The organism is Luteolibacter sp., from assembly GCF_058122085.1.
This window is the reverse complement of record NZ_JBIKBQ010000125.1, coordinates 1-11383: the sequence shown is the minus strand read 5'-3', so window position 1 is coordinate 11383 and position 11383 is coordinate 1. Positions and strand designations below refer to the sequence as shown.

Genomic DNA, 11383 nt, shown 5'->3' with positions numbered 1-11383 from the left:
GATCGCTGAATGCGCCCGCATCGCCTTCGTCCGCATTGGCGACGACATACTTCGGCGCGGGCTTCTGTGCCACCGCCGCTCGCCACTTGCGGCCGGTCGGGAATCCCGCGCCGCCGCGACCGCGCAGGCCGGACTTCTCGACCGCATCGAGCACCGCCTCGGGCGGAGCGGCGCGAGCGGCTTCCAAAGCGTGATAGCCACCGCCGCGCCAATAGTCGTCGAGGGAGCGCGCCCCGCCTTCCACCATCCGCTTGAGCACGACGGCTTCGCGCGAGTGGACTTCGATGTGGGGACGCAACTCGGATAGCCCGGTCGCCGGGGATTCGAAGCAGCGCCCGAGGCAGTAAACCCGCGGGTCTTCGCACGGCTGCGCCTCGCCGCTAGAATTGCGAGCCACGAAACAAGCCGTGCCCTGGCACGCCCGCCTCGCGAGATCGCAGCCGCGCAAATGATAGAACGACTCCACCTCCGGTCCCGGCTCGTAGCGATTGCGCGCTTGCATGGCTAGAATTTCCCTCCGAGTTTCCGCTCCGTCTCCAGGATCGCGAGCGTTGTCTTGAGCACCGTGTCGGGGTTGAGTGAAATGCTGTCGATCCCCTGCTCGACGAGAAATTGCGCGAACTCCGGATAGTCGCTCGGGGCCTGCCCGCAGATGCCGATCTTGCGGCCCTTGGCGCGACAGGTGGCGATGACACTGGCGATCATCTTCTTCACCGCCGCGTTCCGCTCATCGAAAATGGGCGCGACGATCTCGCTGTCGCGGTCCACGCCGAGAATGAGCTGGGTGAGATCGTTCGAGCCGATGCTGAAGCCGTCGAAGATGTCGCAGAACTCCTCGGCGAGGATCACGTTGCTGGGGATCTCGCACATGACGTAGATTTCAAGTCCGTCGCGCCCGCGTTTGAGGCCGTGTTTTTCCATCTCCGCCTGCACCTTGAGGCCTTCGTCGATGGTCCGGCAAAACGGGATCATCAGCTTGAGGTTGGTGAGGCCCATCTCGTCGCGGACTTTTCTCACCGCCCGGCATTCCAGCGCGAAGCCGTCCTGATAGGCCGGGTGGTAGTAACGGCTCGCGCCGCGAAAGCCCATCATCGGGTTCTCCTCGGCCGGCTCGTAGGCGCGGCCGCCGATGAGGTTGGCATACTCGTTGGTCTTGAAATCGCTGAGGCGAAGGATGACGTCTTTCGGGTAGAACGCCGCGGCGAGCATCGAGACGCCTTGCGCGAGTTTGTCCACGAAGAACCGCGGCTTGTCAGTGTAACCCGCGGTGAGCCGCTCGATTTCCGCCTTGGCCACGGGGTCGACGAGCTGCGCGAAGTTCACCAAAGCGAGCGGGTGGATCTTGATGTAGGTGCTGATGATGAACTCCATCCGCGCGAGGCCGACGCCGTCGTTAGGGATGAAGGAGAGCGAGAACGCCTGCTCGGGATTGGCGAGGTTCATCATGACGTTGGTGCGTGGCTTGGCGAGTTCCTTGAGATTCGTGGACTCGATGTTGAAGGGCAGTTCGCCCTCATAGACGAAGCCGGTGTCGCCCTCCGCGCAACTCACGGTGACCGTCTGCCCGTCCTTGAGCGACTCCGTGCCGTTGACCGTGCCGACGATGGCGGGCACGCCGATTTCACGACTGACAATGGCGGCGTGGCAGGTGCGCCCGCCGCGGTTGGTGATGATGCTCGCGGCCTTCTTCATGATCGGCTGCCAGTCGGGGTCGGTCTTGTCGGTGACGAGCACCTCGCCATCCTGGAACTGGCCGATGAATTCCGGGCGGGTGATGACGCGCACCCGTCCCGTGGCGATCTTGGTGCCGACGCTGCGCCCGCGGGCAAGCACGGTGCCGCGCCGCTGCAATTGATAGGATTCGAGCACGTCGGGATTCTTGCGCGACTGCACCGTTTCAGGCCGCGCCTGCAGGATGAACAGCTCGCCGGTGAGTCCGTCCTTGGCCCATTCCAGATCCATCGGCACGTATTGGCCGCGCTTGGCGGAGTAGTGGTCCTCGACGATGCAGGCCCAGCGCGCGAGCTCGAGCACCTCGTCATCCGTCAGCGCCAACCTGGCGCGATCCTCTGACGGAACAGGAATGTTCTTCAGCGCGTTCCCACCCTCCAAATCATGGACGAGTTTGAATTCCTTGCTGCCCACGGTCTTTTGCAGCACGGGCCGGTGGCCGGTTTTCAGCGTGGGCTTGAAGACCGTGTATTCATCCGGCGTGACCGTGCCTTTCACGATGTTTTCCCCCAGACCGTAGGCCGCGCTGACCATCACCGCATCGCGGAAACCGGTCTCGGTGTCGATGGTGAAAATCACCCCCGAGCAGGCGAGATCCGAGCGCACCATGCGCTGCACGCCGATGCTGAGCGCAACCTGGAAATGGTCGATCCCGCGGTCCGCCCGGTAGCTGATCGCACGGTCGGTGAAGAGCGAGGCGAAGCAATGCTTGCACGCCTCCAGCAGCGCGGCCGTGCCACTGACATTCAGATAGGTCTCCTGCTGCCCGGCAAAACTCGCGGCCGGCAGATCCTCGGCGGTGGCGGACGAGCGCACCGCGACATCCCCCTCTAATTGGAGATAGGCGGCGGTGATTTGATCCTGCAAATCCGCCGGCAAGGTGGCTCCGACAATCGCCTGCCGCACCGCCTGCCCGCGCTCGCTCAGATTCGCCATGTCGCGCGTGTCGAGGTCGGCGAGCGTCGCCCGGATACGCTCGCCGATCCCGGCCTCGCGGATGAAATGGCGGAACGCGTCGGCCGTGATCGCGAAGCCGTCGGGCACCTTCACGCCGCGGCTTGCGAGCTCGCGGAACATCTCGCCGAGCGACGCGGTTTTCCCGCCGACCCGCGGAACGTCGTCGATCGTGATCTCGGCGAACCATTTGATAAAACCATCGGGGGAGGACGAGTTCATGGTGTGTTCCTTTCATCGTGAGTTGAGCCGGATTCAGGGCATGACGCGTTTATTACCATATCCCACGGTGCCGCGGTTCCAAGAAACTTTTGCACCGCTTCCGGCCTCACTCGTGAAAAACCGCGCGCGCCGGCGGGGAATCCCGCTTGCCCCGCCGCCTTGCCGTCTCTAAGTTGCGCCCTCAATGTTCGCCCGGATTGCAACCCACTTGCGCCTCCCCGCAGCCCGACTGGCCAGTTCGGTTTTGCTGCTGATGGCCGCGTCGGCGTTGGCCCAAGCCCCGGCACCGATCCAGCCCGCGCAATTCGATCCGTCCGACGTCTATTTCCAAGGCTACCTCGCGATCCGCGCCGCGGAACAACTCGAAGCCAGCGGCGACTTCGTGGCAGCCGCCGAAAAACTCGAAAAAGCCCGGACCTTGCTCGAAACCGTCCGCCGCTATTACCCGGCGTGGAAGCCGGAAATGGTGAACGGCCGCAGTTCGCAAAATGCCGAGGCCATCGCCAAAATCCGCCCGAAAGCCGACGAGCAACGCCGCAAAAACCAAAACGTCGTCGCCGAACTCGAAGGCGGCGTTAGAAAATCCGGCACCGTGATCGATCCCCCGCCCGGCGTGATCCCGCTCACCCCCGGCATCCTCGAAGTGGACCCGCTCGCCACCCGCCAGCTTTCCGAGGCCGAGGCCGAGGTGAAACGACTCCGCGAGATCGCGAAAAAAAATCAGGCCGCGATCTTGGAATCATCTCGCGACGCCTCCCGCGTCCGCGACATCACCCGCCAGCGCGATGCCGTCCAAGCCCAGCTCAACGCGGCGGAAACCGACGTTAAATCACTCCGCGCCCAGCTCGCGACGCGGCCCGTTGAAAATGAAATGAAGTCGCTCAACCAGCACATCGCCGGACTGGAGCAGGAACGCGAAGCCATGGCAATGGCGCTGAGCCAAAGCCGCAGCGCCCACACCGAGGCCCTCGCCCGCAACGCGGTTCTCGAAGCGGATCTCAAGGTGATGCGCCAGAAACACGCCGATCTCGACCGCGACCTCAAAGCCGAGCGAGACGTCGCCAACTCCGTCGTCACCGGCCAACGCTCGCAGCTCCGGGCGCTCGAAAAGGAACTCGCCCAAAAAAGCGCCGAACTCGGCAAGGCCAACGAGCGCATCAGCGGCCTGATCAGCGAGCTGCAGGAAAGCCGCGACGCGTTTGCCCAACTCCGGACGGAACGCGATTCGCTCCTCCAGGAACGCGACCAAATGAGCGCCCTGCTCAAGCTCAACGAAGACGGACGCATCCAGGACCTCGTCCAACAGAACATCGGCCTCGCCAAAAATCTCCGCGAGGCCAATGAGAAAGTCGAGCGCCTCAACCTCGACAACAACAGCGCCAAGGACGATATCATCGACGCTCTCCGCGACCTCGCCATCGCGAAATCCCAGATCAACAAACTCCATCAGGAAAAACGCGAGCAGGACAGCCGCCTCGCGGCTTTGGAAAGCCGTCTGAAAGGCGAGGAAGCCGTGCTTTCAAAAGGCCAGGTCGCCGCCAACCCCGAAGAAGTCGCCGTCCTGCGGGACATCATCCAACGCCAGCTCCGGGTCCAGGAACGCCGCCGCCAGGCGCGCGATCTCCTCATCGAGGCGGTCAAGGAAATGGGAGCCAAAGACGAACGCATCGCCCAGGCCGTCAAACTTTTCGACGGCCAGGAAATCGAGCTTTCCCCCGACGAGCAACGTCTCATCGCCGACAAACAGGTGGATGGCGAATTCATTTCGCCCTTTGCCCAGGACCGCGCCACCGTCGGCCGCAACACCGCCGAGCTGAACCGCGACATCTCGGTGTTCGAGCGCACCGCCGAGAAATCCTTCGCCGCCGGCCGCTACCTGCCCACCCGCGAGCTCTTCCAAATGATCGTCGAGCAACACCCCGGCCACATCCCGGCGCTTTGCAAACTGGGCGTGGTCAATCTGCGCCTGAAGGATCCCGCCGCCGCCGTCGACACCTTCCGCCGCGCCGTCGAGCTCGATGCGAACAACCCCTACGCGCACCGGATGCTCGGCTTCTCGTTCATGTCGCTCGGCAACCTTGCCGCCGCCGAGGAAAACCTCAGACAAGCCGTGGAACTCGCGCCGGCCGACGCCAAAAGCCAGTTGCTCCTCGGCATCATCCACAACCGGCTGGGTCGCAAGAGCGAGGCCGAGTCGCACTACAAGGCCGCCATTTCCGCCGACCCGATCCCCAGCGAGCCCTATTATAACCTCGCGCTCCTGTGCTCGCGCGGCAAACGTCTCGACGAAGCGAGAAATTACTACAACCAAGCCCTCGAACGCGGAGCCGTCCCCGACCCGGCGCTCGAACAACGCCTCGCCCAACCGTGAAATCCCTCCTCCTGCCACTGCTCCTGCTAGCATCCTGCGCTTCGGATTCCGGCCCGGATAAATCCGGTGCGCCCGCCCGCAAGGGGCTCAGCGCACGGATGAACGAAAACAACGGCTACAAGCAGGACTCCGAAGGCAACTGGAAACCCCAAAACGACCGCCGCAGCCCATACGAAAGCCAGGGCGAAACGCACGACGCCAAGAAGGATTTCAAGAAGCAGGCCTACAAGACCGGCGACTACACCAAGAAATCCTGGTGGGGAAACAAGGACTACGGCCGCCAGACCTACGAGGGGAACACCGACGGCAGCCGTTTCGAGAAATCCTCCTCCCTTCAGGGAAAAGGAGCCAACGAGAGCGGCGCCAACGCCAAAATTCCGGACAACTATCAAACCAACGCCTATGCCACCAGCACCGCCCGCGAGGCCGGCGGCAAGCAGATCAAGAAGGGCTCCAACTCGGAAATCGAAAACCGCCGCCGCGGCTACGAACAACCCGAAGTCATCGACTGGCGAGAGCAACGCACCCTCAGCATGGACCAGTCTAGGGGGATTCTGGGGCGCTGACCACGATCACCTCGTTCCCGACCAGAACGAGCGAGTCCAACAGAAGTTTCTTCAAGGTCTCCCAGCGCCACGGCCGCCCTTCCAGGAAAAACGTCTGCGATACCGAGAGCCGGACCTGCGCATAGCGCTCCGCCGGAAAAGTCCCGGCCAGCGTCGCCGCCAGCGGGCTCGACTCCACCCCGCTCACATGGCGCACATCGACATCCGCCGCCGCCAGCCGCGAGCGCCACGCCGCCGCGAAACGATCCGCCAGCTTCGCACCGACCGGCGTTTCCAACATCACCATCCCGTCCGTCGCCGGATCCGTGTGGATCATCACATGCAACAAGGCCGGATGACGCCGCAAATCCTCGGCGATCCGCTGGTTCAGCGACATCCGATAGGGCCGCTCGTGGCGGTCCGCCACCTTCACCCGGGTCGCCTCGGGCAGCTTGAGGGAAAACCGACTCCAGCGCGCGTCGCCGTCTTTGCCGAAATCAATCAGCAGCCGCGTCACGTCGCCGTGAACCAGCGGCGTTCGGAATTTCATCGCGAAGCCCTGGGACAAATTCAACGATCCCGGCTCCCAGCCCTCGGTCGAAGTCAGAGCATCCTCAGACCCGCGGAAAATCTCCCGATATGCCTCCGGCACCGCGCAGGTCGCATGGTCACAACTGAAAAGAAAGGCCGTCATTCACTTGAAATTCCACAAAGCGGCGGAGAATTGCCGGAAATCCCCGGCAACGCAACCCCTTGATTGAACAATCCCGTCCGGCCTGACGACCGGCCGAGCGCCTTGATCTTCAAATCGCGGTAGGGCCGAAAGCCCAAGGCTTCGCGAAATAAGGGCACGCGGGGAGAATGTGTTCCGGCTGTCTCAGCCGCCAGCGGCGGCAAATGGTTTCATTGCGGGAACCGACCCCAGCGACCAGATTGGTTTCGGAGAAGCCGGCGTTGTTGAGTGCCAGCAGGAGTTCACGGAGCTGCTGGCGTCTCGCCCCAGTCCGTTGCCGGAGCGTCTCCGCTCCGTGCATGGACCCTGTAGCGGCGCGTCTATGACCGCCGCACCTCACCCTCTCCCGCCGGAGGCTACTCTCCTCTCCCCCGCGCTCCAACGTTCCATGTCGGGCGTTCGATGTTCACTTCCCATGCACCTCACACGCGGCGGCATACTCCGCGGATAGATCGAACCCGAGATCCACCGACGGGTCGATGATCTTGAATCCCACATACTCGATGCACCGCAGGTGCAGCCCGGAAAATTTGCCGGAAATCGAATTCAGCGAGTATTGCTCCACCGGATCGTTCACTTGCAGGCCACGGAAGTTGTCATCACCAATCTTTTGTCAAGATTTGCACCCTGACCCCGGTTCCCTCAGTTTCCGCAGGTGCCGGGAATCCGGCCGGGGCTGTGGCAAACTGGGAGATGGTTTTGCATGAAGTGCGGATATCCTAACGAGCCATCCGTGAAGTGAAAGAAATATCCGGCGGCGAATCACCTATCCGTCCCGCCGCCACGGGGCGCGTTACCTGGAGCACAAGTGCCCGGACATCGCGTAACGGGGTGTCTGAAATCGTGTAACGGGGGCACAAGCGGAAGCCCGAAGAAGCCAATGTCTCTGATTTCATCGACAAGGAGCTGGGTAAAGTCACGCCCTCGCGCGTCTTGCCAAAATCCACGCCCGCTCATGACTCCAAGGTTGGACACCGCGTTGAATGAGGCAAGCGGCGCGATTTCCCGGAAAAGCGCGTGCATGATGCGGCGGATCATGGTTTCAACCATCCTGTGAGCGGGCGCGCTGTGCAACTGGACGGGCTGAGGGCGATCGCGATGCTGGCGATCTGCTGGGATCACTGGTGCCCGGCCGGCTGGCCGCGGGTGTTCCCGTTCGAGGTGTTCCTGTTCTTTTTCCTGGTGCTGACGGGCTATCTGATCACCGGCTCGCTGCTGCGCGAGCGGGACCGCGGCGAGGCGCGCGGCGGGGCGTGGAAGGCGGCGGCGCTGAGGAACTATCAAATTCGGCGCGGCCTGCGGATTCTCGCGCCCTACTACGTGGCGCTCGCACTGGCCTGGCTCGTCCGCGCTCCGGATGTCACCGGCGCGGGCATGCCGTGGTATCTGTTTCATCTTTCCAACATCCACATAGCCTTCCTCGGCTACTGGCCGGAGGGGACCAATCATTTCTGGTCGCTGGCCATCCAGCAGCAGTTCTATCTGATCTGGCCGTTCGTGATCTGGTTCCTGCCGCGGAAATGGCTGCTTGCCGCGGTTTGGGTTTTTGCAGCGGTCGGCCCGCTGTCCCGGATGTTTCATGACAGCTTCGTGCCGTGGTGCGCCTGGCCGCAGGTGCTGACGTGGGCGACGTTCGATTACTTCGGGATCGGCGGGCTGCTCGCCCTCGCCGTGCATCGCGGGATGTCGTTGGAAAGTCCGGGGCTGCGCTGGCTGGCGGTGGTCGCGTTCGCCGGGTATCTCGCGATGTTCGGAGCGCACGCGCTGGGCTGGCCGACCTTCGGGCTGCGCGCGTTCCAGCAAACGCTGCTGGCGGTCGCGCTGTGCGGGTTCATCGCGGCGTGCTCGGTGGGATTCTCCGGACTCGCGAAGAGATCGTTGGAAAACCCGGTCCTCCAGCGGGTCGGCGCGCTTTCCTACGGGATCTATCTGTTTCACAACCTCGCGCCGCTGGTGACCGGGAAAATCTTCTGGTTTCTCTGGAGCGGGCCTTTCGATTCGGGACTCGGCGCGCTTTTCAGGATCGCCGTCTTCGCGGCCGTCACCTGGGGGCTGACGCTCGCCTCGTGGCGCTGGATCGAACAACCGCTGCAAGGAGTGCGCGCCAAGCTTGCGCCGCGCTGAAAAGGCTCGAAGTTGGCTTGAAACAAGCATCAACCTCCGCACAACACTCGACATCCCCGCGAACATCACCCACGGTCCCGCCCGCCCCGGATTTACCATGACTTACCAAACACCGACGTCTGAAATGCTCCGCATGAACGAGTCCGATCCGGGCAACTGATTCAAACCGTCGCTCTCGTTCGCGACATCACCACTTTTTCAACCACACTTCACGCATCATGGCATCCTCTTTTCTCCCGAAACCTTTCGCCCACCACTACGAAATCGCCCCGGAATACGCCAAAAGCGCCGTCTATTTCTCCTGCGAGTTCGCCATCGACCAGAGCTTCAAAATCTACTCCGGCGGCCTCGGCTTCCTCGCCGGCTCGCACATGCGCGCCGCGGCCGACCTCCGGCAAAACCTCTGCGGCATCGGCATCCTCTGGACCTACGGCTACTACAACCAGGCCCGCGGCGAGGACCGCGAGCTGGCCATCCAGTTCCGCAAAAAGGAATACGCCTTCCTCCAGGACACCGGCATCCGCTTCACCGTGCCCGTCCACGGCCACCTCGTCTGGGTGAAAGCCATGTTCCTGCCGGGCGACATCTTCAACACCGTGCCGATGTTCTTCCTCAGCACCGACGTCGAGGAAAACGACAGCCTCTCCCGCGCCATCACCCACCGGCTTTACGACCACGACCACCTCCGCCGGATCGCCCAATACATCATCCTCGGAGCCGGCGGCGCCCGCCTGCTCGACGAGCTCGGCGTGGACCCGTCCATCTGGCACCTCAACGAAGCCCACGGCCTTTCCGCCGCCTTCCACCTTTACGAAAAACACCGCAGCCTCGAGGAGGTGAAAAAGCGCCTCGTCTTCACCACCCACACGCCCGAGGAGGCCGGAAATGAAAAGCACGGCTTCCACCTGCTCCGCGACTTCTCGTTCTTCGGCGGCGTCCCGGAAGAAGAAGTCCGCGAAATCACCGGCATCGAGGGCGACGAGTTCAACCACTCGCTTGCCGCCCTCCGCATCGCCCGCATCGCCAACGGCGTCTCCAAACTCCACGGCGAGGTCTCCCGCCAGATGTGGAAGGACTATCCGGACATCTGCGAGATCACCCACGTCACCAACGCCCAGAACAAGAAATACTGGGCTGACCACGGCCTCGAACACGCCCGCCTCCGCGGCGACATCGTCGAGCTCAAACACCGCAAGCGCGAGCTCAAGGAGAGGCTCTTCCGCGTCGTCGCCGATCAGACGGGCAAGCTCTTCAAGCCCGACGTGCTCACCATCGTCTGGGCGCGCCGCTTCGCCGGCTACAAGCGCCCGGACCTCATCGCCCGCGACATCCGCCTCTTCCGCGAGCTGCTCCAGAACAACAAATACCCCGTCCAGGTGATCTGGGCCGGCAAGCCCTATCCGTTCGACTACTCCGCCATCGACACCTTCAACCACCTCATCCGGGTCACCAAGGACTATCCGAACGCCACCGTCCTCGTCGGCTACGAGCTCGAGCTCTCGCGCTTCCTCAAAAACGGCTCCGACATCTGGCTCAACAACCCGGTCGTCACCCGCGAAGCCTCCGGCACCTCCGGCATGACCGCCGCCATGAATGGCTCCGTCAACCTATCCACCTACGACGGCTGGGTCTGCGAATTCGCCCAAGACGGCAAGAACTCCTTCATCATCCCGCCCGCCGATCCGTCTCTCAGCCACGAGGACCGCGACCGCCACGACCTGCTCGGCTTCTATGAAGCGATGCACGAGAAAATCCTCCCCCTCTACTACGACCGCCCCGATGAGTGGAACAACATCGTCCTCAACTCCATGAACGACGTCGTCCCCTTCTTCGACGCCGACCGCATGGTGGACGAATATTACAAGAAAATCTATCGCTGAGGCTCAGTTCGAGGTCGAGGCGTTTGGCCTCCTTGCAGGCATGGACGAAAAGCGCCGTCCACTCCGGCGAACCGAATGCCGGCGCTTTGTGGAGGACTGCGGAAACCCGTTTCGAGATCAGCGGCCCGCAGCGAAGGGTGGATGATGGCCGCGGCAAGGATGACGAGGAGCGGGAGCTGTTTCATGCGGAAGAAAATACGCGGTTTCGAAGTCAAAATTTACAATCCGGCAATGTTGATGCCCCGACAGACGCCGCCGGGCCTCCTTCAAGCCACCGTGGCAGGCTGGAAAACAAAACGCCCGGCTGCGACGAGGCGGCCAGGCGTTTGGGTGAAATTCGGGGAAATGGACTGGATCAGTCGAGTTTCGGCTTCCCGACGCGACGCACGGCGCCGAAGCGTTTTTGGAATTTGTCGATGCGTCCCTCGGTGTCCACGAACTGGGCCAGTCCGGTGAAGAACGGATGCGAGTCGGACGTGATGCCGATCGAGATGATACTGTGTTCGACGCCGTCGATAACTTCCTTTTTCTCGGAGGTCTTGGTCGAGCGGCTGACGAAGCGCTTGCCGGTGGTCATGTCAACGAAGACGACCGGATTGTATTTTGGATGCAGGTCCTTTTTCATGGGAATGGAATTTCCACCACGTTACCGACGCGGCGGGGCGCGGAGAATGGCGAAAAACGAAGGCCTGTCAAGCGGGCATCTCCGGGCCTTGCCCCAGGGTCCCTACATTAGGGAGAGGAGTTGTTCAAGATAGTCGGAGTCGTGGGTGGCTCGGAGTTCGCGTTTGGGCAGGCTCTTGCGTTTCTTGCCTTCGAAGGG

Annotated in this window: 8 protein-coding genes and 1 pseudogene; 4 read left to right on the top strand and 5 right to left on the bottom strand. The window is 62.7% G+C overall.

Annotation, left to right across the window (positions count from 1 at the left end):
* Both AC4DF4_RS16035 and ppsA read right to left on the bottom strand, forming a co-directional pair.
* A pseudogene (locus tag AC4DF4_RS16035) lies at window positions 1–502 on the bottom strand (NADH-quinone oxidoreductase subunit D); the annotation flags it as partial.
* Between the two features lie 2 nt (window positions 503–504).
* Complete coding sequence (ppsA, locus tag AC4DF4_RS16030) at window positions 505–2907, bottom strand: phosphoenolpyruvate synthase (RefSeq protein WP_490049119.1); 2403 nt, start codon at window positions 2905–2907, stop codon at window positions 505–507.
* 208 nt (window positions 2908–3115) lie between these two features.
* On the opposite strand from ppsA, the gene AC4DF4_RS16025 reads away from it, so the two are divergent.
* Window positions 3116–5278 (top strand): tetratricopeptide repeat protein, encoded by a 2163-nt coding sequence (locus AC4DF4_RS16025; protein ID WP_490049118.1) that lies wholly within the window; start codon window positions 3116–3118, stop codon window positions 5276–5278.
* Window positions 5275–5844: a hypothetical protein gene (locus AC4DF4_RS16020; RefSeq protein WP_490049117.1), complete on the top strand. Its 570-nt coding sequence runs from the start codon at window positions 5275–5277 to the stop codon at window positions 5842–5844. Before AC4DF4_RS16025 ends, AC4DF4_RS16020 begins: the two co-directional genes overlap by 4 nt.
* Here AC4DF4_RS16020 and AC4DF4_RS16015 read toward each other — a convergent pair.
* Together AC4DF4_RS16015 and AC4DF4_RS16010 are read right to left on the bottom strand one after the other, a co-directional pair.
* On the bottom strand, window positions 5822–6373 hold the full coding sequence (locus AC4DF4_RS16015) for a hypothetical protein (protein ID WP_490049116.1): 552 nt from the start codon (window positions 6371–6373) through the stop codon (window positions 5822–5824). The genes AC4DF4_RS16020 and AC4DF4_RS16015 overlap by 23 nt on opposite strands.
* A gap of 589 nt (window positions 6374–6962) precedes the next feature.
* The gene (locus AC4DF4_RS16010) at window positions 6963–7133 is read right to left on the bottom strand and encodes a hypothetical protein (protein WP_490049115.1); all 171 of its coding nucleotides are present in this window, start codon (window positions 7131–7133) and stop codon (window positions 6963–6965) included.
* Between the two features lie 476 nt (window positions 7134–7609).
* Between AC4DF4_RS16010 and AC4DF4_RS16005 the strand changes: the two genes are divergently transcribed.
* Both AC4DF4_RS16005 and glgP read left to right on the top strand, forming a co-directional pair.
* The gene (locus tag AC4DF4_RS16005) at window positions 7610–8680 is read left to right on the top strand and encodes an acyltransferase family protein (protein WP_490049114.1); all 1071 of its coding nucleotides are present in this window, start codon (window positions 7610–7612) and stop codon (window positions 8678–8680) included.
* A 218-nt stretch (window positions 8681–8898) separates the two neighbouring features.
* Window positions 8899–10560: an alpha-glucan family phosphorylase gene (gene glgP, locus AC4DF4_RS16000; protein ID WP_490049113.1), complete on the top strand. Its 1662-nt coding sequence runs from the start codon at window positions 8899–8901 to the stop codon at window positions 10558–10560.
* Between the two features lie 355 nt (window positions 10561–10915).
* Here the strand turns inward: glgP and AC4DF4_RS15995 are convergent, their stop codons facing one another.
* Window positions 10916–11185: a type B 50S ribosomal protein L31 gene (locus tag AC4DF4_RS15995; protein ID WP_490049112.1), complete on the bottom strand. Its 270-nt coding sequence runs from the start codon at window positions 11183–11185 to the stop codon at window positions 10916–10918.
* Window positions 11186–11383 lie beyond the last annotated feature (198 nt).